Here is a 23,310-nt window from a genome sequence, read left to right as displayed (position 1 = left end):
TTTGGAATAGTTTTCCAAACGGTTTTTCATTCCTGATTTTCGAAACAGAATAAACAACGCACCGTTTGGAAAATAATTCCAAGAGGGATAGGATCATTGTATTTCCACGAAGGTTAGTGAATGTCTTCCTCCGCCCGCGATCGCGCCCTGTCCATCATCGAGCTTCTGGTCAAGAACGTGCACGGCTTGCCTATGACGGACATTTCCGACCAATTGGGCATACCGCGCACAGCTACGCACCGGCTATTGGGCGAATTGAAAGAGATGGGCTATCTCAAGCAACCCCATAACGGCAACCTGTATGTGCTGACCATCCGCCTGGCCTCGTTGGGCTTGACGTATCTGGCGGCCAGCGGCATTACCGATGCCACTCAGCCGCTGCTCGATGAACTGGCCAGGGAAAGCGGCGAGTTGGTGCGCCTGGCGATGATCGAGGGCGATAGCCTGGTCTATGTCGCCAAGGCCCAGGGCGCGACCGCTGGGTTGCGTTACGATCCAGATGCAGGTGCGGAGGTGTACTTGCCTGCCGCCGCCAGCGGTCATGCCTGGTTGGCGTCTGTGGATGATTCCCGCGCTATCGCGCTTATCGGCATTCAAGGTCTGCAGCGTGCCGAAACGATGGGACCCAATGCGCCGCGCTCACTACGCGAACTCATGGAGAGCATCGAGCTGACGCGCGCACGAGGCTATGGCGTTGTGCATGACTCGTACGAAGCGGGCACCAGTGCAGTGTCCGTAATGGTGCTCAATCAAGCAGATCGACGCCCGGTAGCAGCCCTGAGCATCGCTGGCCCCTCCGTGCGAATGGATGCCGAAAAAATCGATCGCCTGCTGCCCATGCTGCAGGACTACGCGGGCCGTCTCGGTGCGCTGAGCCTGATATCACGGTTTTAACAAAAGGCCGGCCACAGGCGTCAGTGCGATCATCGGGAACTTAAGCGCCGCGAAGGCTCTCCACCAACACATTGAGAGCTTTTTGACCTTGAGTACAGGACCGCTGCCATGAACCTCGAACACAGCACCACAGAGGAGATCATCGCCGTCGACAAGCAGGGCCAGCAAGTGTTGTTTCTCGACCCCGGGGATCTTTCAGTCCGCGCGGCGATCACCGGCCTGCCCTCTCGTCCTCATGAACTGTTGATCATCGAGGATCAACGCAAGGCCTATGTGCCCATCTATGGCGACGGAGTCCACGGCGACAATCCTCACCCGAACCACCAGGTGGCAGTGATCGACCTCGATAGCCGCCGCCTGACCGGCTTTATCGACACCCTGCCTTATGTATCGCCCCACACCGGTCGCCTGGGCCGCGATGGCAAGGTGTATTTGTGCTGTGAAAACAGCGCGACGATCATTGTCATCGACCCCAGCCTGGACAAGGTGATCGGCCACATCGAGGTGCCGTCCAGCAATGTGCACCGGCTCATCCCGTTGCCCCATGTCGACGAGGTGTGGGCTGAAAGCGAGGAAGATGGCCAACTTTACGCTATCGACGTGCGTGGCGATGCAGGCCAGGTGGCGACCACTCTGGTGATGCCCGGCGCCTTGAACGGCATCGATGCATCGCCCCTGCGGCCCTGGGTGGTAGCCTCAGACGCCAACCGCCCGGTGATCTACGCGGTAGACACTAAAGAACGCCGTGTGCTGCACTGCATAGAACTGCCCGGACACCGGAAACCTGGCCAGGTGGTGCGCTTCAGCCCCGACGGCCGACTGCTGGCGGTGATCGGCGATTTTGATCCGGTGGTGAGCTTTTTCGATGAAAACCTGCAATGGCTGTTCAACGCCGAACTGGGCGACAAGCCGTTGGATGGTTGCTTCAGCCCCGACCAGAAGTACTTGCTGGTCGCCAATGAAAACGACGCCACCATCAGCGTGATCGACATCCTCGAACGCAAGACGCTCGGCCATGTACCGGTCGGTAAAGGCTGTGAAATCCTCGCGTACTTCAAACGCTGAGAGACTCCCACTTACCGGCTCTGGTCAGGTCGGATTCAGGGCGGCACGCTGGCGGCTGCGCGCTGATGCCGCATCGTGCCGCAGTCCAGCGCGGGTCTGAGCCGCTGCCAGCAGGGATCGCGGACATGCCTGGCTGCTTGCCTACCTCCTGCAGGCTGGTTCAAAATCCGCCCCGCCCTTGCGACGCTGTCCGTCGCAGCATGACAACTCTGGTGCGATCCACCGGCGTCATGCCACAAGGCTGCCATCCCACGAGGAATAGCAATGCATCAGGTGAAATATGCAAAGAAAAGATGAGGTCGCCCTAAGGCAGGGCTCAGACGAGATGGGCGGGGTATTGAGTGCCTATCCGCGGCACAGTCCACTGGATGATGCATATGGTCTGTTCATCGGCATCGCCCTGGCCGCTACCGGGATCGCCATTCTGGGCGACAGCGGGCTGGTCACCGGTGGCATCGCGGGGATGGCGTTGCTGGTGTCCTTCCTCACCCAGTACACGCCCTCGGTGCTGGTACCGGTAATCAACATCCCCTTCCTGGTGTTTGCACTGTTCAGCATGGGCCGCGCGTTCACCCTGAAGAGCGTCATCGTCAGCTTCGCATTGGGATTGGGCATCAGCCTGATCAGTCCACTGCTCAACCGCTCCGGCATCCCCTCCAGCCTCGGCTCGGTGCTGGGCGGCACCTTCCTGGGCATGGGTATCCTGTGCCTGGCTCGCCATAACGCTTCGATGGGCGGTACGGGCGCTATCGTGCTGTGGATTCAGCGGCGGTTTTCCATCAACGCCGGCCTGTCGCAACTGGCCTGCGACTGCGTGCTGTTCCTGGTGGCCGGATTCTTCCTGCCGTTGGAGAAGATGGTCTGGTCGCTCATTGGCACGCTGGCGATGAATGCCATCCTGATCATCTGGCACAAGCCGGGACGATACCGCGGGTAGCGATACGTCCCGTTGCTGCGTCAGCCGAGGCTTCAGCTGATGCTCTTGGCCCAGACCGCCTGGGCGTTGGTGAACTCGCGCAAGCCGAAATGCGAGAGCTCGCGGCCGTAACCACTCTTCTTCACGCCCCCCACCGGGATGCGGGCGTTGGTGGCGGGGTAACCGTTGATGAACACACCGCCGGTTTCCAGCCGCCGGGCGATGCGTTGCGCACGGCTGACGTCCTGGGTCCACAGGCTGCCGCCCAATCCATAATCGCTAGTGTTGGCCAGCGCGATGGCGTGCTCGGCATTGTCAGCCACGGTAATGGCCGCGACCGGCCCGAAGGTCTCTTCATCGAACGCGGCCATGCCAGGCTGAACGTCGGCCAGCACCGTCGGCTCGTAGAAGTTGCCCGGGCCTTCGATCTTGTGCCCGCCCAGCAGCAGAGTCGCGCCGGCGGCCAGCGTGCGCTGGACCTGCCCATCGAGCTCATCACGCAGATCGGCACGGGCCATCGGCCCCAGGTTGATGGCGCTGTCCAGTGGATTGCCGACCTTCAGCTGAGCGACCGCCGCCACGAACTTGCGGGTGAATGCCTGCGCAATCGGTTGCTCGACGATGAAGCGCTTGGCCGCCAGGCAGACCTGGCCGGCATTCTGGAAACGCGCTTCGACGGCGGCTTTCACCGCCAGGTCGATATTGGCATCGGCCAGGACGATAAAAGCGTCCGAACCGCCCAGCTCCAGCAGGCTCTTTTTCAGCGCCTTGGCGGCGGTGCCAGCCACGGCTGCACCGGCACGCATGCTGCCGGTCAAGGTCACTGCGGCGATACGTGGGTCTTCGATGGTGCGGGCCACGGTATCGTTGTCGGCCACCAGATTGACGAACAAGCCCTTGGGAAAGCCAGCCGCCTCATAGGCATCCTGCAAGGCATAAGCCGAGCCCATGACGTTGGGGGCATGCTTGAGCATGAAGGCATTGCCGGACAGCATGATCGGCGCCGAGGCACGAATCACCTGCCACAGCGGGAAGTTCCAGGGCATGACCGCCAGCACGGTACCGATCGGCAGGAAGGACACGTGAACCTGATCGTCACCCTCTACCTCGACCGGCTCATCGGCCAATATCGCCGGGCCATTCTGGGCGACCCATTCGAGGGTGGCAGCGCACTTTTCAACCTCCGCCAGTGCCGAGGCCCAGGTCTTGCCCATCTCGGCAGTGATCAGCGTCGCCAGGCTTTCGGAGCGCGTACGCAAGACGGCGGCCAGACGACTGTAGGCGGTCACGCGTTCACGCATCGGGGTGGCGCGCCACAGGCGGAAGGCGGCGGCGTTGGCATCCAGCAGCTGCTCGACTTCAGCGGACGTCTGAAACGGATAAGTCGCGATCAGCTCACCGGTTGCCGGGTTGCGCGAAGTGGCGACGGGGCCGGTGTGTGCAGCGGCGTTCAAGTTGCTCATCGGTATCACCTCATTGACGATAGGGCAGCGCTGTCTGCGCTGCGATGACCGTCACTTTAGGCAAGCCCGAAAATGCCAGGAAGGCGTGTTGTTATCCTATGACTGTGGGTCATAGGCAGTGTGCCGGGGGATGTAGGTGACCAGCGACAGGTCCGGCCGTCCCTCTGGCGTCAGCGCCACATAGGTGAAATCGATATAGCCACTGATGGGGTGCAACAGGCGCTTGCGCCCTTCTTCGAAGCCTTTGACGTCGGTGTCCTGCCACCACTCGCGAAACTCCGGACTCTGCGCCGACAGCTCTTCGATCAGGCTGTCGAATGGCGCCTTGTCCAGCGCCTGGGCGCGGGCAGCGCGGAAGGCGCTGATCATGCCGCGGGCCATCTGCTCCCAGTCCAGGATCACAGTGCGGTAAGGGGGGTAGAGGAACAGCAGCCGCAAGGTGTTGCGCTCGTGAGGCTGCAACGAACCGTAGTCGACGAACAAGTCGGCGATGGCGTCGTTCCAGGCCAGGATGTCGAGGCGCGCATTGCGCACGTAGGCCGGGATAGGGTTGATGGCTTGCACCAGCATTTCCAGGCCGGTGCTCACCCCGCCGCCCGTCGCCGCGGTGGGCGCCTCCAACGCGGACAGCGCATACAGATGCGCGGACTCGACGCGGTCGAGCTTGAGCACCGTGGAGATGCGCCGCAGCGCATCGGGCGAAGGCTGGATGTCGCGTCCCTGCTCAAGCCAGGTGTACCAGCTGACGCTGACGCCGGCGAGTACGGCTACTTCTTCGCGGCGCAGGCCAGGCGTGCGCCGGGGGCCTTCGGGGAGGCCGAAGTCCTTGGGGTCAAGACGGGCACGGCGACTGGTGAGAAACTTGCCGAACTCCCGCCGCTGTTCTACAGACGGCCTGTTTGCCATAAATCACGCTTGCTCGAAATTTGCCTGCGGTGATGATAAGGCTGTGGCGGCGGCAGAGCTACAAAACATGGCGCGGCGTTTTTGTAGCCGCCAGCCGCCGGGTGTTTATCCCGCCCGCCCACCGTCCACCGGCAGGCACACCCCGGTGATATGCCCGGCGCCGTCGCCAAGCAGAAAAGCCACTGCTGCAGCGACGTTGGCGGGCGTACCGGGACCACCCAGCGCCGAAGTGACGGTGGCGACCCCGGCTTTCATCTGCTCGAGGCGCGGTGAGACGATCGGCCCTGGAGCGACCGTGTTGACGCGAATACCCTGCCCGCCATATTGGGTGGCCAGCCCTTGAGCCAGCAGATTGAGCGCGGCATTGGCGCAAGCGCCCGGCAGATGCCGTGGTGGCGGCACGCTGCCTCCGCGACCACTGATCATGACGATGCTACCGCGTCGCTGCTCGATCATCCGCGGGATCACCGCCCGCGCAGGGCGGATCGAACCCATGAGTTTGGTGTCGAGCACCTGCAGCCAGGTGTCGTCGGCCAGATCGATGAACTCGCCGAAACCGGGCATCGTGGTACAGGTGACCAGGCCGTCGATGCGACCGTAACGTGAGTGGATCGATGCCGCGGCGGCCTCCACGGCCGCGGCATCGGTCACGTCCAGGGGCAACGGCCACAGCCGCTCGCGCGCGCTCGGCAAGCTCGCGCTGCCACGGGCGCTGACCACCACCTGCGCGCCCTGCTCATGCAGGTGCTCGGCAATGGCGCTGCCCAACGCGCCGGATGCGCCAGTGATCCAGTAGACCGGACAAGTCATGCTTGACGCTCCTTTTATAAAACAGGCAGCCGGGGCCGTTGATCGAGTTCAGCGACCCGTAACAGCACGGCCTGCGCCCCGCAGGCGCGGGCCTTGGCCTGGCGCTGCGCCTCATCGAGCGGCGCCTCGGGCGAACCGGGCAGCGCCGTGCAGGTCTGCTCCAGCACCTTGCCGTCAGCCAGCACCACGCGAACGCTTGCTGGCGCCAGCTCGGCGGTGTTGTGCACGTCCACCTGTAACGCGATACGCGGCAGCAACGCGGTGATTTGCGGGTCCAGCACCGCTTCGGGCCGCAGGTCGTCCAGGCTCAGACTGCCGCGCAACAGCACCGCCGCCAGCTGATAGCGCAGGTTGAATTGCGCCAGCACCTGCAGATCTGCGCCTGGGTCGAACACGCCGCCGACCAGCCGCTGCATGAAGGGTGAAATGATCGCCGTCACCGCGGCTACCTCGCCCAGCGCGAACGGCACGGTTTGGCGCAGATCGATCAGCGCCTGAATCGCGGCATGGCCGCATGCGCACACCGGATAGGCCTTGATCGCCGTGTCCAGCAACTGCCAGCGCTCACCCCAGCCGTGCAGTACCGCCGAGTCTTCACCCGGCTGATACAACGCGCGCATCCCGAAGCGGCCTTCCAGCGCCTGCTGGGGCGCAGTCGCACCCGCCTGGGCGAGCAAGGCCGCTTGCACACCCGCGCGCACGCCCAGTGCCGGTTGCAGACGTTTGGCCAAGGACGGTTCGACATTGGCCTGCTGGGTACCGGACGCCTGCACGGCCGCCACCCCCAAGGCGTGGACCAGCTCATCGACGCTCAGCTGCAGCAGCAAACCGCTGGCCAGCGCGGCGCCCATACCGCCGTACAGCGACGTCGGCGACCAGCCCCGCGACGGCCCCCGAGCGCTGCGCGATAGGCGGCTGACCAGTTCGCTGGCCGCCACATAGGCGGTGAGCATCTGCCGCGGCGAGCGCTGGCAATGCTCGGCCAGCGCCCAGGCCGCCGGCAGCGTGACCAGGTCAGCGTGGACCGTGCCGTTGAGGCTGTCGAAATCCAGGGCGGCGGCGCTCAGGGTATTGGCGAAAGCGGCGTCGGCGGGCGCCAGCGAGTGCCGTGCGCGAGCAAGCGTTGCCCCCACCGCGCAAACAGCCACCGAGCCATCCCCCTTTGGGAGCGAGGCTTGCCGGCGAAGAGGCCAGCGCAGCTTGCCCACATCCACCACATCCACCACATCGGCTACCGACTCGGCGCATTCGACCTCTACAGCCGCCGGCTCCCTGGCCTCGTCGAACCACAACTGGCACGCCCCAGGAGCACCGATCAAGGCGTCGCTCAACTGGCGGGTGGAGAGTTGCGCGCGCCCGGCAACGGCCACCAGCAGCAGATCGTCGAGCAACGCCTGAGCCTTGGTCCGCACGCTGACGGGCAACGTCTCATAGCGCAGAGCCATGGCCGCCTCGGCAATCTGCCGGGTCAGGGAAGGCCCGTCAGCGTGCACGAGGATGCTCCGGCCGCGTCAATCCCAGGTGGTCACGCAAGGTGCGCCCCTCATAACCGGTGCGGAACAACCCACGGCGCTGCAGCTCCGGCACCACCTGCTCGGTGAAATCCCGCAGACCCACCGGCAGCTGCGCCGGCATGACATTGAAGCCGTCAGCCGCACCCTGCTCCAGCCACTGCTGCATGACGTCGCTGATGTCCGCCGGGGTGCCGACCACGGTCAGGTGCCCGCGCGCGCCCACCACCCGCTGATACAGCTGGCGAATGCTCAGGTTGTCGCGGCGGGCCATGTCGATCAGCAATTGGCGGCGGCTCTGCGGGCCGTTGGCGGGCGGCAGATCCGGCAGCGGCCCATCGAGGTCGTAGCCGCTCAGGTCCACCTCGCCCAAGGTGGTCGCCAGCGTCGCCAGCCCCAGTTTGGGCAGCACCCGGTCCTGCAGTTGCTGGAACTTGTCCTCGGCCTCGCTGCGGGTCGGCGCCACCACGGGCAGCAGCCCCGGCATGATCAGCAACTGCTGCGGATCACGCCCGGCCTCGCGGGCCAGGTCCTTCATGTCGCGGTAAAAGCGCTGCGCATCCTCCAGACGCTGCTGGGCGGTGAAGATCACGTCCGCGGTGCTCGCCCCCAGGCGCTTGCCGGTGTCCGACGAGCCGGCCTGCACCACCACCGGATGGCCCTGCGGGGTCCGCGCCTGGGTCAGCGGGCCCTTGACCGCGAAGTGCTCGCCTTGGTGATCGAGCACATGCAGGCGGTGCGGGTCGAAGAACTGCCCGGCGCTTTTGTCCTCGACGAAAGCATCGTCCTCCCAGGTGTCCCACAGGCCCTTGACCACCTGCAGAAACTCCGCAGCGCGGGCGTAGCGATCACCGTGCACGGCATGGCTGCTGCGGCTGAAATTCAGCGCCTCGGCCTCGTTGTTGGAGGTCACGAGGTTCCAGCCAGCGCGTCCCTGGCTGATGTGATCGAGCGAGGCAAAGCTGCGCGCCAGGCTATAGGGCTCGTTATAGGTGGTGGTCGCGGTGCCGATCAAGCCGATGCGCTGGGTGACCATCGCCAGTGCCGACAGCGCCGTGAGCGGGTCCCAGTGGATGGCCCGGGCGCTGTGCTGCAGGGCGTCGAGGTCATTGGCGCCGCGCATGGCATAGGAGTCCTGGATGAACAGCAGGTCGAAGCACGCGGCTTCGGCCAACTGCGCCAGCTCGACCTGCTGGCGAAAGTCCCGCGCAGCCGCGGCGCCGGCGCCAGGGTCGCGCCAGCCTGCGATGTGATGCCCGGTCTCCTGGATGAACAGGCCCAGGTGCAATTGACGCGACATGGTCGGCCCTCAGCGTTGCAAGGTGGAGTCGAAGCTGGCGCCCAATTGCGCCTGGCCGATGATCTGCGCCGTGCGATCGTGCCCGGCGTGCACCACGAAGGTCTCGATGTTGCGCGCGGTACGGCCCAGCGGATGCTCTTCGAACTGCGCCGTGGCGCCTGCCGAATACAGCACACTCTGCAAGGCGTTGAAGGCGGTGCGCGCCGCCGTGGACTTGGCGCTCATGGCGCTCAGCTCCGAGGCCACCACGTCCTCGCCGCGCCAGCTCTGCACGGCGCGGTCGAACAGCGCCGCAGCGGCGTCGATCTGCATCTTCACCTCGCCCACCCGCAGCTGGGTGTAGGGGTCGTTACCCTTGTTGCGCCCGCGCTGATAATCCAGATACCAGTCGAACAAGCCTTCGGTAGTCCCCAGGTAGTTGGCCGCGAAGCCCAGGTGGAAACGCCCTTGCCAGCGTTGGCGGGCAAAAGCGCCGGGCTCGCCGAGCAGGTGGTTGTCCGGCACGAAGACGTTTTCCAGGCGCATGATCGGGCTGCGCGCGGCGCGCATGCCGTGGGGCTGGTACCAGGCGTCGTCCCAGGTCACACCGGGCATGTCCGGACGGATCAGCATCATCTGCAGGTTGTCCAGATAGCCTTCCACGCCATCGAGCGCCACCGAGGTGATGATCAGGTCGGCGATAGTGCCGTTGGTCACGAAGTTCTTCACGCCGTTGACCAGCCAACCGCCATCGACGCGCACGGCGCGGGTCTTCATCTCGTACATGTTGATGCGGCCCGGCTCGCTGCCCACTGCCGAGAAGATGCTGAATTTTTCCAGTGCGGGTTTGACGAACAGCTCGATCTGCTCCGGGGTACCGACGGTCTCCAGCTGCCACAGCGCGTGGTTGTGCAACTGGAAGCAATGGCCGGTGGCGCTGTCGGCTCGGCAAATGGTGCGCAGCATGTTGAGGAACAACTCCGGCTGCGCACCCTTGAGGCTACCGTCCGGGCCGCCCAGGGCCCGGGAATGAGTGACGTGCAACAGGCCCTTGGCGTGCAACGCCTGCAGGCTGGCGGTGGGCGCTACACCGTCGCGATCGGACTGCGCGCCGACCTCGCGAAAGCCTTCGGCCAGGGCCAGCAGCTGCGGGACTGCATCGTTGAGTTGCAAATAATTGGACATGACAGATTCCTGGTAAAAGGTGGCCGCTCAGCTGTGCAGCACTGAAGGGTGAAAGAGGGAGTCGACCGCCAATGGCGCTGGCAGCAGCGCCTGATCCACCAGGTAGTCGATGAACCATTGCAGGTTGTCGCGATTGGCCTTCAGGCCGCTGGCGAACAGCTGGTCGCCGAAGTCGGCGCAGCTCTGCTGCCAGGCCAGGCGGCCCAGCGGCATGGCGGTGTAGGCGTAGTCTTCATAGGCATGGCGGGTCTTGTGCTGGGCATCTTCCCAGGCGTGCAGCAGATACTGAGGCAAGGCGGCGAAGCGCTCGGCCACGTCCTCGCGAATCGCCAGCACATGCATGGCCGGGAAACACCGGCGCTCGGCGAAGTACGCCAGGCACTCGGCGCGCTGATCGCTGAACAGCGGGCGAATACCGCCCTGCCCTTCGAGTACGGCGCGTGGCGGGCGCGGATCGATATAGGCATCCACCGCGCCGTCGAGGAGCATCTGCGCGCCTTTGCTCCCGGCCGGCATCGGTTGCAAACGCACCCGCGAGTCGGCGAAGGCGATCTGTTCGGCGCCCTCCACTACCCAGTGGATGTCCTGCCAGTCGACACCGTGACGGGACTTCAAATCGCCCTTGGCCAATACCGACAGGCTCACCTGCCAGCCACGGATCGCCACGCGCCGGCCACGCAGATCGGCCGGTGTTTCGACACCGTTGCCGGCCTTGACGTAGATATGGTTGGCGCTGAACAGCCGACGCGGGAACACCGGCACTGCGGTGAACGCCGCGCCACGGGCCTTGGCCATGATGTAGGAGGCCAGCGACACCTCGGCCACTGCGAACTCGCCGTCGCGCAGCATGCGGCCATGGCGGTCGAGGCCGTCGCGCCCGGGGCTGCTCATGCCGACGTCCAACGCCTGCAGGTGAAAGCCCTCGGCGTGCGGCAACCAGCCGAGGAAGAACGGCAGGTGCCGATCGAAATTGGCCAGGGCGATGGTCAAAGGCGTGCTCATGCCGTCACCTTGCCGATCCGCAGGGCGGTCATTGCAAAGCTTCCTGGGCCAACTTGGTGGCTTGCAGCGCCTTGTCGGCATTGGCCTCGGAGTTGAAGGTCAGGCCTTTCTGGAAGCCCTCGGCGGTCAGCGCGCTGGCGGCCAGGCCGGGTTTGACGTCGGTACGGCGCGAGTTGACGAAACCGCGCGCTGCCCAGTCGGCCTGGGCCGGTTGCGCCAGGAACCAGTTGACGAAGACCTTGGCGGCATTGGGGTGCGGAGCCTGATGCATCAGCGCAATGGCGCCCCACCCCGGCGTCCAGGCCGTGCGCTCAGGCGGCGTCTGCAGGGCCTGGACCGATTCGGCCAGGCCTTGATCCTTGAGCGAGGCGACTTCCGACGGGCTCAGCCCCGAGGTGATCGGATAGGCGCCTTGGGCGACCCAATCCTGCAACTGGCGGTTGCTCGAAGCCAGGACCGGTTGCTGCTGAGTCAGGAACTGGCGAGCCTTGTCGGCGCCCAGGGTGGTCTGCAGCAAGGTGATCAGGTGGCCGCTGCCACGGGTGCGCGGGTCGAGAATGGCGATCTTGCCCTTCCATTTCGGATCGAGCAGGTCTTCCAGGCTGCTCAGTTCGCTGACCGGTACCTTGCTGCGGTCGATGTTGACGTTGTTCTGCTTGCCTGCCTGGAACGCGTACACATAGGCCTGCTGTTTGTCGAGAAAGCCGGCGGCGAACCCACCCAGCCAGTTCTGATCGGCCAGCACCGCGGGCTGGGTGATCAGCGGACGGATCGGGTCATACCAGCCTTCTGGCAACTGCTGGGTGAACGCCGAGCCGCTGAAGCCCTGGATGGTCAGGTCCCAGAGGTAACGATTGACGCGACGTTCGTTGCGGATGCGCGCCTCGAACTCCGGCGAGCTGACACCGGTGTATTCCAGGCGAATCTTCGGGTAGGCCTGCTGGAACTGCTCGATCGCCTGGCGGTAGGGCTGGATGGCCGGGCCGAGCAAGGTCAGCGAACCTTCCTTTTCGGCGGCCGCCACCACCTGATTCCAATCTTCGGCCTGGGCCGCCGCGCTGAGTGTGGCGCCCACGAGCACGGCGGCGCTGATCCATGTTGATTTGAACATCGGTCTATTCCTGCTGAGCCAGCGCGCTGGCGTGGGGATGATGGGTAAAACGGATGCCGACCGACTGCCCGGGCGGCGTCAGCGATTCACGCGACTGATAGGCCATGAGCCACTGGGCGTCGTCGAGTTGCACGTAGGTCTCGAAGCGATCACCGGCAAACACGCTATGGCTGACCCGGCCGTGCAAGCTCGGCGCAGGCTCGGCAGTGGCGTCGAGCAGCACGTGCTCGGGGCGAACCAGCACAGCCAGCGCGGCATCCACGGGCGCATCCGGAACCGCGCCGAGGCGTACCTGCACGCCGCCGACATTGGCATGCAGGCGGTCGCCCATCAGCCGCCCGCGCAGCTGCGAACCGCGCCCGACGAAGCCCTGCACGAACGCCGTCGCGGGCCGATCGTGGATCTGTTCGGCAGTGCCGATCTGCTCGACGCGCCCGGCGCGCAGCACCGCGATACGGTCGGACAGCGCAAAGGCGTCGTCCTGATCGTGGGTCACCAGCACCACGGTCAAGCCCAGGCGCTGCTGCAGGGTCTTGAGCTCCTGACGCAGCTGCTTGCGCAGGTTGATATCCAGGTTGCTGAAGGGCTCGTCGAGCAATAGCAGCTTGGGGTCGCCGACCAGCGCGCGGGCCATGGCCACCCGTTGCTGTTGACCGCCACTGAGTTGATGGGCCGGGCGCTGCGCGTAGTCCTCCAGGCCCACGCTGGCCAAGGTGGCGAGCACCTTGGCGTTGAGCGTCTGGCGATCCACGCGGCGATGGCGCAACGGGTAAGCAACGTTGTCGAACACGCTCAGGTGCGGCCACACCGCGTAGCTCTGGAACACCAGGCCGATGCCGCGTTTCTGCGGCGCGACCAAGGTCTTCTGTGCGCTGTCGAACCAAGGCTCGCCCGCGAAATACAGCGCGCCCTGATCGGCCTGCTCGAGGCCGGCCAGAATGCGCAGCAGGGTGGTCTTGCCACAGCCGCTGGCGCCCAGCAGGGTGAATATCTCGCCGCTGCGGATATCCAGGCTGAGGTCGTCCAGCACGGGCTGACCGCCGAAGGCTTTGGTGATGTGTCGAATTTCCAGCATGACTACCTCTGGCCTTGTGGCAGGCGTTGAGCATCGGGGCGGTGTGCGTCGGTGCGATAGCCCAGACGCCGGGCGATCAGCGCCGCGACGATGGCCATCACGGCGATCAGCACGCCGACCACCGCCGAGGCTTCGAAACGGCCCTCGGCGATGTATTCCAGTTGCAGCATCGACAGCGGCTGGTTATCGCTGCTGACCAACAGCGACAGGTGGCTGATATCCCGCGCCGCGGAAATGAAGGCCATCACTGCGACCACCACGATGGAGCGCGCGCACAGCGGCATGACGATGCTCAGCACCGCGCGCCAGGCCGACGCGCCGCTGATCCAGGCGGCCTCTTCGAGCTCCTGGCTCAGTTGCAGCAACTGGCTGCGAATCAGCTGCACGCCCAAGGTGATGGACGCCAGGGTCACAGTGACGATCAGGCTCAGGGTCGAGCCGTACAGCCAGTTCAGGCCGCTGTGCAGGATCAGCCAGAGCATCGCCAGCGACGCCAGCACCCCGGGGATGCTGAACGGCAGCCACGACGCCAACTCCAGCAGCGCCCTGCCCGCCCGGCGCGAGCGCACGATGGTGTAGGCCACCGCCAGGCTCAGGGCTGCGGTGAGCAGCGCGCTGCCGGCGGCGATCACCAGGGTGTTGCGCACCGCGCCGAGAAAGATCGGGTCACCCAGCACGCTGTGCCAGTGATCCAGAGTCCAGGGCTGGCGCAGATTGAAAAAACCGAAGCGGCGCATCAGGCTGCTCAGCAGCAGAAACACCAGGGGCACCACGGTCAGCACCAGGGCAAAGGCGCCCACCAGCACGGCCAACGGCCAGCGCCAGCGCCCCAGCGTCATCACCGTGGGCCGCGCCTGACCGGACACAGTCACATGCTGGCCACCGCTTGCGCTGCGCCGCGACAGCCACGCCAACACCATCATCACCACCACGATGAGAATGCCCAGCGCGAAGGCACTGGCGAAGTTGATCGGGTCGTAGCGGGTCATGTCGTAGATCAGCGTGCTGTAGACGTCGATACGCTTGGGCGCGCCCAGCACCAGTTCGATCTCGAAGGATTCCAAAGCGCGGATCACGCCCATGATGGCGGTCACCAGCAACGCCGGTTTGAGCAGCGGCAGCGTGACCTTGAGCAGCGCCTGCAGGCGGTTGTCGCCGGCCATCAGCGCGGCTTCTTCATAACGCGCGTCCATGCTCTGGAACGCCGGAGTGAGCATCATGATCTTGGCCGACACGGTGGTGGTGATCAGGTGCGCGAAGACGATTCCGCCCCAGCTATAGATGTTCAGCGGTGCCTGGGCAAGGCCGAAGGTCTGCATCAGCCAGCGGTTGATCAGGCCGTTGTTGGGGTCGAGCAGCAGCGTCCAGCCCTGCACCACCGCCAGCGCCGGCAGGAAAAACGAGACCCAGAAGGCGAACTCCAGCCAGCGCCGCCCCGGCAGGTCGGTACGCCCCAGCAACCAGGCGATGCCGATGCTCAGCGGCAGAGCAATGGCTTGGCTGACCAGGGTCAGGCTCAGGGTATTACCCAGCGCCGAGAGGATGCGTGGCTCGCGCAGCAGGGTGCGCCAGCCTTCCAGGCTCCAGCGGCTAGCGCCTTGCAGTTGGCTTTGCAGGCTGCCTTGCAGCATGGCCACCAACGGCAGCACGGTGAATGCCAGGAACACCAGCACCAGCAACGCGTGCAGGCCGGCTCGCCAAGGCCAGCGTGCAGGGACACGGGGCCGAAAGCGATGGGTGGCGATCTTGTGACTGGCGGTCATCGTACGGTCTCGATGGCGCTGCCAGTGATGTCGTGCAGACTCGGCGTACCAAGGCCTGCAACAAGAACGACGGGAACACGTTTGCTCAACGGAAAACTCCACGGCTGGCGATAGCAGGTGACCAGAGCGTTCCGTTGTCGAATAGGCTGAAAAGGTCGGTGTCCGCGGGGGACAGGTGGCGACTCTAAGGAAAATTAATTTTTTTCAAAAGAATTGATTTGTTCTTAGGTTATGCGATTTTTGCTGGATAACACCTCCGAGTTTTCAGGCAGAATGCCGCCCTGTAGCGCCTCTACCCTCACCATTCGCCAAGGACCGTGCTGATCGATGAGCAAGACCACAACCACGATGGGCGTCATCGAAACCGTCTACCAGCAGCTGCGCGTGCGCCTGGTCACCGGCCAGTTGCGCCCGGGCCTGCGCCTGAAAATCAGCCAGATGAGCGAGGAAATGGACGTCAGCACCGGCGTGGTGCGCGAGGCCCTGACGCGCCTGAGCGCCGAGAACCTGGTGGTCGCCACGCCCCAGCGCGGCTTCAGTGTGGCGCCGATGTCGGCCGCCGAGCTGCTGGACATCACCCGCACGCGCATCGACATCGAAGGGCTGTGCATCCGCCGCTCCTTGAGCCAGGGTGACATCGAGTGGGAATCGGCAGTGGTCGGCGCCTACCACCGGCTGATGCACACCCCGGCCCGCGACGGCCATCGCCAGGCCTTGCCATCGGCCGCCTGGTACGGGGCGCACAACCATTTTCACGACACCATCGTCTCGGCCTGCGACAGCCCCTGGCTGCTCAAGCTGCGCGAGCAGTTATACGTGCAGGGCGAGCGCTACCGGTTGATCGCCGCTTCGATGATTCACCACGACGAGCGCGATCTGGACCACGAGCACGAGCAACTGCTCGACGCCATAACGCGCCGCGATGCCGACCTCACCGTGCGCCTCATCGAAAGCCATTTTCTTACTACCGCCCAGGGCCTGTTGAAGCGCGGCGCCGATCTTTGGCTGGACGAGGCCACCTGATCGCAGCCGGGCCGATCAATCGCCCGGCGGTTCCCTGCTCGGTGCGCGCCCACCTTGCAAGCAGGCATTAAAAAGCCGCCAAGGTAACCCCCAGGCGGCTCGATCATGACGACGACACGTCAGTTGAATTGCGTCACCAGCTTGGTATTCAGATACGCCTCGATCGCTTCCGTCCCGCCTTCCGAACCATAGCCGGAATCCTTGATCCCACCGAACGGAACCTCCGGCAGACCGATGCCCAGGTGGTTGATCGACAGCATGCCGGCCTCGATGCCGTAGCTCAGCGCATGAGCGGTACGGGTGGAGGTGGTGAAGGCATAGGAGGCCAGGCCGTAAGGCACGCGGTTGGACTCGGCGATGGCTTCTTCAACGGTATCGAACGGCACCATCAGCGCCACCGGACCGAAGGGTTCGTCGTTCATGATGCTCATGGCCGGGGTCAGGTGGGACAACACGGTAGGCTGGAAGAAATTGCCCAGGCCTTCACCCGCCTTGCCGCCCAATTCAACCTTGGCGCCCTTCTCGACCGCCTCGCCCACCAGCTTGGTCAAGGCCCCGACACGCCGGTCATTGGCCAGCGGGCCCATGGTCACACCGGCGTCCAGCCCGCCACCGACCTTGATCTGCCCGGCCAGCGCCACGAACTGCTCGACGAACTGTGCATACACCGAACGCTGCACCAGGATGCGTGTCGGCGACACACAGACCTGCCCTGCGTTGCGGAACTTGGCAGCGACCAGCACCTTGGCGGCGTTCTCCAGGTCGGCATCGGCGAAAACGATGGCCGGCGCATGACCGCCCAGCTCCATGGTCGCGCGCTTCATGTGCTGGCCGGCCAGCGCCGCCAGTTGCTTGCCCACTGGCGTGGAGCCGGTAAAGGTGACTTTCTTGATCACCGGATGAGCGATCAGATAGCTCGACACCTGCGCCGGATCGCCATAGACCAGGCCGATGACGCCCGCAGGCACACCCGCATCGGCGAAGGCACGGATCAACTCGGCCGGCGATGCCGGGGTTTCCTCCGGGGCCTTGATGATGATCGAGCAGCCCGCCGCCAGTGCTGCGGACAGCTTGCGCACCACCTGGTTGATCGGGAAGTTCCACGGCGTGAACGCGGCGACCGGGCCGACCGGCTCGCGGATCACCTTTTGCTCGACGTTGGGGCTGCGGCCGGGGACGATGCGACCGTAGGCGCGACGGCCTTCTTCAGCCATCCAGTCGACGATGTCCGCTGCCGAAGTGACTTCGGCCAGGGATTCGGCCAGTGGCTTGCCCTGCTCCTGAGTCATGAGGTTGGCGATGGCCGGCTGGCGCTCGCGCAGCAGCTCGGCGGCCTTGCGCATGATCTTGTAGCGGTCGAAGGCACCGACCCGGCGCCAGGCGGCGAAGCCCACTTGCGCCGCCGCCAGGGCCTCGTCGAGGTCGGCTATATCGGCATGGGCGACGGTGCCGATGGCCTCGTTGTTCTCAGGATTGAGGACGCGGATGCTGCGCCCGTCCTTGCTGTCACGCCAGGTGCCGTTGATGAAGAGCTGTACGTTGGGATACATCGCTACCTCGACTTGGCTCGCTATCAGCCATTGGGTGAGTGTTCAAGCTGGCCGGACATAATAGGGGTATATACCCTCATTATCCAGCCCATTATTGATGACGCGCATTTTCGGGCGATACCTACCCGCACCCGAACCTGGGTTGCCGGGAGCGCCTTCAGACCTCGCTTAACGCCTTCACCTGCGCCGGGCTGAGTGTCAGCGCCGCCGCCTTGGCGAAGCTTTCGACCTGAGCCACGCTGGTGGCGCTGGCGATGGGCGCGGTCACACCCTCGCGGGCGATCAGCCAGGCCAGAGCGACTTCCGCTGGCTTGGCGCCATGCTCGGCCGCCACCCCGTCCAGCACATCGAGCAGCGCCAGGCCGCGCTTGTCCAGATACTTGGCAATGCCCTGCCCACGCTTGCTCTGGCCCAGGTCATCCTCGCTGCGGTACTTGCCCGACAGAAACCCCGACGCCAGGCTGTAGTAGGTGACCACGCCGATGTGGTTGGCGATGCAGGTATCACGCAGGGCGCCGTCAAAGCTGCCGCGGTCGTACAGGTTATACTCCGGTTGCAGCACCTGATAGGCCGGCAAACCCTGCGCCTTGGCCACCTTCAGCGATTCCTGCAGCTGCGCGGCATCCAGATTGGAGGCGCCCACCGCGCGGATCTTGCCGGCCTTGAGCGCGGCTTCATAGGCGCCGAGGGTTTCTGCGAAGGGTGTGTGCGGGTCGGGCCAATGGGAGAAATACAGGTCGATATGGTCAGTGCCCAGGCGCGCCAGCGAAGCGTCGAGCGCCGTGGGGATATAGCGGCTGGACAGGCCCTTGTTGCCCTCCCCGCCCATGTCGGCGCCGACCTTGGTGAAGATCGCGACCTTTTCGCGCGCGCCGGGGCGCGCCTTGAGCCAGCGGCCGATGATGGTTTCGGACTCGCCGCCCTTGTTGCCGTCGGCCCAGGCCGAGTAGACGTCGGCGGTGTCGATGGCGTTGAAGCCATGGTCGACGAAGGCGTCGAGCACGGCGAAGCTGGTCTTTTCATCGATGGTCCAGCCGAACACGTTGCCGCCGAACACCAACGGGGCGATGTCGATACCGGTATTGCCAAGTGGACGCTTGTGCATGTCGCTCTCCTTGAACGAGGGATTGAAATCGGCAGGTATGAAACCTGACGCCATGGTGCGCCGATGGTTCGCTGCGCCTGGATGAAATCTGCTTTCAGGTTCAGCTCGAATATTGCAGCGATTTTACCGACCTCTTCGCGAGCAAGCTTTGCTCCCACAGGCTTACGACGCCGGAATTGGCGGCACTGTGGGAGTGATTTCAACGCTGCAGCACGCCGCTTACGCTTTGAAATCGACGAACCACTGACTCAACGCCTCGATGAACAATCCCACCTTGCGCGATTGCGCCGAGCGCACCGGGTGTATCGCGTAAAAGGACACGGGCTCCGGTTCATGGCCGTCGAGCACCGTGCACAGGCGGCCACCGGCAACATGGGCAGCAACCTCCCACCAGGACTTCTGCGTCAGGCCGAGGCCCTGCAGCGCCCAATCGATGGGCAGCTCGGAGTTGCTCGATACCAGCGCGCCGTCGACGCGCCAGGTCTGCGCCTGCGCGCCACGACCAAAGCGCCAGTCGGCATGAAAGTGCCCTTCGTGATTGAACAGCAGGCAACGGTGCCGGTGCAGATCCGCCGGGGTCGCGGGCGCTCCAGCGTCGCGCAGATAGGCCGGGCTGGCCACCACTACTCGGCGCGTGTCGAACAACTGGCGCCCGGTGAACTGGCTGTCGATCAGCGGGCCGCCACGCACGGCGATATCGAAGCCCTCACCGACGATGTCACTGAAGCGGTCGTCGAGGGTCAAGTGCACCTGTATCTGCGGATGCACCTGGCAGAAGGCGCCGACCAGAGGCGCAATATGGCGCCGTCCCAACGGCCCCGGTGCCGTGACCCGCAATGGACCGCGGGGCGCCACGCTGGCCTCCAGCACCAGGGTTTCCAGCGCGGCGATGTCGGCGACGATGGGCTGCGCGCGTTCGAGATAGAGCTGCCCGCTCTCGGTGAGCGTCTGACGGCGGGTGGTGCGGTGCAGCAACTTCACGCCCAGGCGGGCTTCCAGGGCCTTGACCCGGTCGCTGACTACCGAGCTGGCCAGCCCCAGGCTGCGACCCGCCGCAGAGAATCCGCCCTGGCGGACGACCTCGACGAATACCGCCATATCGGAAACTTCATGCATGGCAATTGTCCGGATTTTCGGAAAGACATTCCGAGAATATCCGGTTTCTACCTGAGTCGCTGTTGCCGATACTGATTCCTTACCGAACAGGAGATCGCTCTATGGCCTTGAATCGCCGCTTCGCCTTGCCGTTGTTGACCCTCGCTGCCGTGCTCGGCGCCGACGCCGCCAACGCCGCCAGTACCACGCCGCCACCCTTGATCACTACCCAGAAGCTGCCCTGGCAGACCGCCGAACAGCTGGCCAGCAAGGCGGTGCAGATCTGCGCGGCAAGGGGCTATTCGGTGACGGCCGCGGTGGTCGATCCGTCCGGGCACGAGCAAGTGGTGATCAAGGGCGACACGGTGCCGTTGCAGTCGTTGTCGGTGTCGTACCGCAAGGCTTACACGGCCTATTCCTATGGCCAGGCGTTCGACAAGAACAGCACCAGCGAGCTGATCGCTGCGCATCTGGACGGTCCTAGCAATGGCGCGCTCAATACCGTACCCGAGGTGCTGTTCATCCCCGGCGGCGTGACCTTGCGCCGCGCCGATCACCAGGTCATCGGCGGGCTGGGGGTGTCGGGTGCGCCGGGAGGCGACAAGGATGAAGCCTGCGCCAGCGAAGCGGTGAAAGCGATGCAGGCGTCGTTTCAATAGCACTACTTGGAGTGCCTGATATGGCCGCTTCGCGAGCAAGCTTTGCTCCCACAGCCGTACACCGTTGCAACGCCGTACACCTGTGGGAGCAAAGCTTGCTCGCGAAAGCGTCCTGGTTGACCAGCCAGCCGACCGGCCTAGACCTTGAACTGCCTCAACAAGCCATTCAACTGCTCACTCAAGCCCTTGAGCTGCAAGCTCGCCACGTTCGATTGCTCCGCCGCCAGCGCCGCGTTGCGTGACAGCTGCGCTGCCTGGGTGACGTTCTGGTTGATATCCTCCACCACGTGGGACTGCTGCAAGGTCGCACTGGCGATCGACGCGTTCAGGCCGTTGATATTGCCCAGCGCGTTGCGAATCGACGTCAGGCTGTGGCCCGCCAGCTCCGCCTGTTCAATGGTCAATTGCGAGGCCCGGCTGCTGTCGCCGATCACCTTCACCGCCGCATCGGAATGAGTCTGCAGGCGCTCGATCATGCTGTGGATTTCGGCCGTGGACTTCTGTGTGCGCTGGGCCAGCAGCCGCACCTCATCGGCCACCACCGCAAAGCTGCGGCCCTGATCCCCGGCCCGGGCCGCCTCGATGGCAGCGTTGAGCGCCAGCAGGTTGGTCTGCTCGGCAATCGAGCTGATCACTTCCAACACGCTGCCGATCTGGGTGCTCTCGCTGGCCAGCGTGCGAATCACCCCTACCGCTTGATCGATGGTCCCGGACAAGGCGCCGATCTGGCGCAGGCTGCTGTCGATATTGGCCTGCCCCTGCTGCGCCTGGGATTGCGCGTCGCGCATCTCGCTGGCCGCATGCTCGGCGTTCTTGGCCACATCCTGCACGCCATAGGTCACTTCGTTGACCGCCGTCGCCACCAGTTCCATCTGCTCGGATTGCTGCTGACTGCGCACCTGCGCCTGATCGGCATTGCTGCCCAGCTCCAGCGACGCCTGGCCCAGGCCTGTGGCCGATTGCTGCAGCTCGCCGACCACCCGCCGCAGCTTGGCGGTGAAGCCGTTGAAATGCCGCGCCAGTTGGGTGACCTCATCATTGCCTTCGGTGGCCAGGGTGCGGGTCAGGTCGCTCTCGCCACTGGCGATATTGGCCATGGCCTGTACGGTAGTGTTGAGCGGGCCGAGAATGCTGCGCGAGATCACCACCAGCAGCGCCATCATCACCAGAATGATCACCAGGCTGATGGACGCGGCCTTCCAGACTTGCTGGCTGAACTCCGCCTGCACGTCGTCGACATACACACCCGAGCCGATGATCCAGCCCCAAGGCGCGAACAGGCTGACGTAGGAGGTCTTGGCCACGGGCTCGCTGGCACCGGGCTTGGGCCAGCGATAGTTGATCATCCCCGCGCCCTTGTTCCTGGCCACGGTGACCATCTCGTTGAACACCTGGAAGCCGTCCGGATCCTTGATACCCGACAGATCCTGGCCAACCAGCTTGGGGCTGGTCGGGTGCATGATCATCACCGGGCGCAGGTCGTTGATCCAGAAGTAGTCCGTCTGGTTGTAGCGCAGCGCGCGGATGGCTTCGATAGCCTGCTGCTGGGCCTGCTCGCGGGTCAGGGTGCCGGCCTTTTCGAGGCCCTGGAAATACTCCAGCACGCCGTTGGCGGTCTGCACCACGTGCATGGTCTTCTGCGCCTTGGCGTCGTACAGGTCGTCGTGAATCTGCTTGAGCATGGCCCCGGACATCACCACCAGCATCAATACCGCGACAACCAGGATGAGCCAAAGCCGTCGACTGATGGAAAGACTGCGCATATTCATGACCCCTCGATCAAATTATTGCTTTTGTTATGGGCATAGCAGCTTGGCGCACCAATGCGCGATCACTCAAAGGCTGTCGGCAGCGATCTGGCAAAGCTTGAATGGCATCGACGAACTGTGCGCGACTACGGCACAAGTGTCCTATCCAGCAGTGTAGTGCCCTAGCGGCTGGCTGCCCGAAGGCGTCAGACAATGCGCGAGCATATCCAGCAACGCCCGCACCTTGGGTTGCATCTCGCGGCTTTTGAGCCACACCAGATTCATCGGCAAGCCATCGGTGGCCAGGTGCGGCAACACCTCGACCACGCTGCCGTCCTGTAAGTGCCGGGACGCCAGCCAGGTGGGCAGTTGGGCGATGCCCTGGCCGGCCAGCACTGCCATCAACTGCCCCTCGCCATCGCCGACCGCGATGCGCGCCGGCATCACCCGCCGCTCCATCTCCCCCGGCTGCGCGCCAGCGAAATACCAGGGGTTGGCCATGCCGTTGCCGTCGCCGTAGACCACGCAGCTGTGCTGTTCCAGATCGCGTTCGCCCAGAGGCTCACCGCGGACTTGCAGGTAATGCGGCGAGGCACAGAAGATCAAGCGCTGGGCGCCCAGATAGCGGTGCCCGAGGGCTGCGGGCCAGGCATCCGGGCCGCCGATGCGCACGACGATATCGATACCCTCTTCCACTGGCTGCACGAAGCGATCGGAAAAGGAAATGTGCGGCAGCAATAACGGGTGGTCGGCGACAAACCGCAGGATCGCCGGCAACACGTGCAGCCGGCCATAGGAGGCCGGCAGATCGATACGCACCCGGCCACGGGGCTCGGTGTTCTCGATATCCAGGGCCAGTTCGGCCTCTTCGAGATCGGCCAGCACCTGGGCGCAGGTGCGATAGAAGCTCGCGCCGGCGTCGGTCAGCGCCAAGCGCCGGGTGGTGCGCTGAAACAAACGCGCGCCCAAGCGCTGCTCGAGGCGGGCAATGCCCTTGCTGACCGCCGAACTGCTGAGGTTGAGACGCTCGGCGGCGGCGGTAAAGCTGCCCTGATCGGCGACACAGACAAACACATCGATGCCCTTCAGGCGCTCGGAGGTAAACATGGCGGGACCTATTAATGAATTTAATTCCATACATTCGGGCAAA

20 protein-coding genes and 1 pseudogene are annotated in these 23,310 nt (G+C 64.6%); 5 read left to right on the top strand and 16 right to left on the bottom strand.

The window, feature by feature from the left end:
- Nucleotides 1-120: 120 nt before the first annotated feature.
- From AC3WJP_RS06040 to AC3WJP_RS06030, 3 genes are all read left to right on the top strand, one after another.
- Nucleotides 121-894 (top strand): IclR family transcriptional regulator, encoded by a 774-nt coding sequence (locus AC3WJP_RS06040; RefSeq protein ID WP_493720323.1) that lies wholly within the window; start codon nt 121-123, stop codon nt 892-894.
- A gap of 108 nt (nt 895-1,002) precedes the next feature.
- Complete coding sequence (locus AC3WJP_RS06035) at nt 1,003-1,959, top strand: WD40 repeat domain-containing protein (protein WP_493720322.1); 957 nt, start codon at nt 1,003-1,005, stop codon at nt 1,957-1,959.
- 280 nt (nt 1,960-2,239) lie between these two features.
- Nucleotides 2,240-2,896 carry a YitT family protein gene (locus AC3WJP_RS06030; RefSeq protein ID WP_493720321.1) on the top strand — a complete coding sequence of 219 codons (657 nt, stop codon included), beginning with the start codon at nt 2,240-2,242 and terminating at the stop codon, nt 2,894-2,896.
- Between the two features lie 32 nt (nt 2,897-2,928).
- On the opposite strand, the gene AC3WJP_RS06025 is transcribed toward AC3WJP_RS06030, so the two are convergent.
- The 10 genes from AC3WJP_RS06025 to AC3WJP_RS05980 form a co-directional block, all read right to left on the bottom strand.
- A complete protein-coding gene (locus tag AC3WJP_RS06025; protein WP_493720320.1) occupies nt 2,929-4,338 on the bottom strand; it encodes an NAD-dependent succinate-semialdehyde dehydrogenase in 1,410 nt (469 codons plus the stop codon).
- Between the two features lie 96 nt (nt 4,339-4,434).
- Nucleotides 4,435-5,244: a helix-turn-helix transcriptional regulator gene (locus tag AC3WJP_RS06020; RefSeq protein WP_493720319.1), complete on the bottom strand. Its 810-nt coding sequence runs from the start codon at nt 5,242-5,244 to the stop codon at nt 4,435-4,437.
- Between the two features lie 105 nt (nt 5,245-5,349).
- Complete coding sequence (locus AC3WJP_RS06015) at nt 5,350-6,054, bottom strand: SDR family NAD(P)-dependent oxidoreductase (protein WP_493720318.1); 705 nt, start codon at nt 6,052-6,054, stop codon at nt 5,350-5,352.
- A gap of 14 nt (nt 6,055-6,068) precedes the next feature.
- Complete coding sequence (locus tag AC3WJP_RS06010; RefSeq protein WP_493720317.1) at nt 6,069-7,547, bottom strand: MmgE/PrpD family protein; 1,479 nt, start codon at nt 7,545-7,547, stop codon at nt 6,069-6,071.
- Nucleotides 7,537-8,865 (bottom strand): LLM class flavin-dependent oxidoreductase, encoded by a 1,329-nt coding sequence (locus tag AC3WJP_RS06005; protein ID WP_493720316.1) that lies wholly within the window; start codon nt 8,863-8,865, stop codon nt 7,537-7,539. The genes AC3WJP_RS06010 and AC3WJP_RS06005 overlap by 11 nt, the downstream gene beginning before the upstream one ends.
- A gap of 9 nt (nt 8,866-8,874) precedes the next feature.
- Nucleotides 8,875-10,029 carry an acyl-CoA dehydrogenase family protein gene (locus tag AC3WJP_RS06000; RefSeq protein ID WP_493720315.1) on the bottom strand — a complete coding sequence of 385 codons (1,155 nt, stop codon included), beginning with the start codon at nt 10,027-10,029 and terminating at the stop codon, nt 8,875-8,877.
- Nucleotides 10,030-10,056: 27 nt separating this feature from the next.
- Nucleotides 10,057-11,031 carry an ABC transporter substrate-binding protein gene (locus tag AC3WJP_RS05995; RefSeq protein WP_493720314.1) on the bottom strand — a complete coding sequence of 325 codons (975 nt, stop codon included), beginning with the start codon at nt 11,029-11,031 and terminating at the stop codon, nt 10,057-10,059.
- Between the two features lie 28 nt (nt 11,032-11,059).
- A complete protein-coding gene (locus tag AC3WJP_RS05990; RefSeq protein WP_493720313.1) occupies nt 11,060-12,142 on the bottom strand; it encodes an ABC transporter substrate-binding protein in 1,083 nt (360 codons plus the stop codon).
- A 4-nt stretch (nt 12,143-12,146) separates the two neighbouring features.
- Nucleotides 12,147-13,217: an ABC transporter ATP-binding protein gene (locus AC3WJP_RS05985; RefSeq protein WP_493720312.1), complete on the bottom strand. Its 1,071-nt coding sequence runs from the start codon at nt 13,215-13,217 to the stop codon at nt 12,147-12,149.
- A 2-nt stretch (nt 13,218-13,219) separates the two neighbouring features.
- Complete coding sequence (locus AC3WJP_RS05980; protein WP_493720311.1) at nt 13,220-14,980, bottom strand: ABC transporter permease; 1,761 nt, start codon at nt 14,978-14,980, stop codon at nt 13,220-13,222.
- A 327-nt stretch (nt 14,981-15,307) separates the two neighbouring features.
- On the opposite strand from AC3WJP_RS05980, the gene AC3WJP_RS05975 reads away from it, so the two are divergent.
- Nucleotides 15,308-16,003 (top strand): GntR family transcriptional regulator, encoded by a 696-nt coding sequence (locus AC3WJP_RS05975; protein ID WP_493720310.1) that lies wholly within the window; start codon nt 15,308-15,310, stop codon nt 16,001-16,003.
- Nucleotides 16,004-16,122: 119 nt separating this feature from the next.
- On the opposite strand, the gene AC3WJP_RS05970 is transcribed toward AC3WJP_RS05975, so the two are convergent.
- The 3 genes from AC3WJP_RS05970 to AC3WJP_RS05960 form a co-directional block, all read right to left on the bottom strand.
- Nucleotides 16,123-17,553, bottom strand: coding sequence for an NAD-dependent succinate-semialdehyde dehydrogenase (locus AC3WJP_RS05970; protein ID WP_493720309.1), 1,431 nt, complete (start codon nt 17,551-17,553; stop codon nt 16,123-16,125).
- Nucleotides 17,554-17,710: 157 nt separating this feature from the next.
- Complete coding sequence (locus tag AC3WJP_RS05965; protein WP_493720308.1) at nt 17,711-18,658, bottom strand: aldo/keto reductase; 948 nt, start codon at nt 18,656-18,658, stop codon at nt 17,711-17,713.
- 219 nt (nt 18,659-18,877) lie between these two features.
- Nucleotides 18,878-19,774: a LysR family transcriptional regulator gene (locus AC3WJP_RS05960; RefSeq protein WP_493720307.1), complete on the bottom strand. Its 897-nt coding sequence runs from the start codon at nt 19,772-19,774 to the stop codon at nt 18,878-18,880.
- Nucleotides 19,775-19,875: 101 nt separating this feature from the next.
- Between AC3WJP_RS05960 and AC3WJP_RS05955 the strand changes: the two genes are divergently transcribed.
- Nucleotides 19,876-20,412, top strand: a complete 537-nt coding sequence (locus AC3WJP_RS05955; protein WP_493720306.1) for a GlcG/HbpS family heme-binding protein — start codon at nt 19,876-19,878, stop codon at nt 20,410-20,412.
- 137 nt (nt 20,413-20,549) lie between these two features.
- Here AC3WJP_RS05955 and AC3WJP_RS05950 read toward each other — a convergent pair whose 3' ends face one another.
- From AC3WJP_RS05950 to AC3WJP_RS05940, 3 genes and pseudogenes are all read right to left on the bottom strand, one after another.
- A complete protein-coding gene (locus AC3WJP_RS05950) occupies nt 20,550-21,284 on the bottom strand; it encodes a methyl-accepting chemotaxis protein (RefSeq protein ID WP_493720351.1) in 735 nt (244 codons plus the stop codon).
- Nucleotides 21,285-21,407: 123 nt separating this feature from the next.
- Nucleotides 21,408-22,094 (bottom strand): annotated as a pseudogene (locus tag AC3WJP_RS05945) (cache domain-containing protein); the annotation flags it as partial.
- A 228-nt stretch (nt 22,095-22,322) separates the two neighbouring features.
- Nucleotides 22,323-23,267 (bottom strand): LysR family transcriptional regulator, encoded by a 945-nt coding sequence (locus AC3WJP_RS05940; RefSeq protein WP_493720305.1) that lies wholly within the window; start codon nt 23,265-23,267, stop codon nt 22,323-22,325.
- Nucleotides 23,268-23,310 lie beyond the last annotated feature (43 nt).

The sequence above is a fragment of the Pseudomonas sp. GW821-FHT01A09 genome, from assembly GCF_058986725.1.
This window is presented reverse-complemented; position numbering and strand designations above follow the sequence as displayed.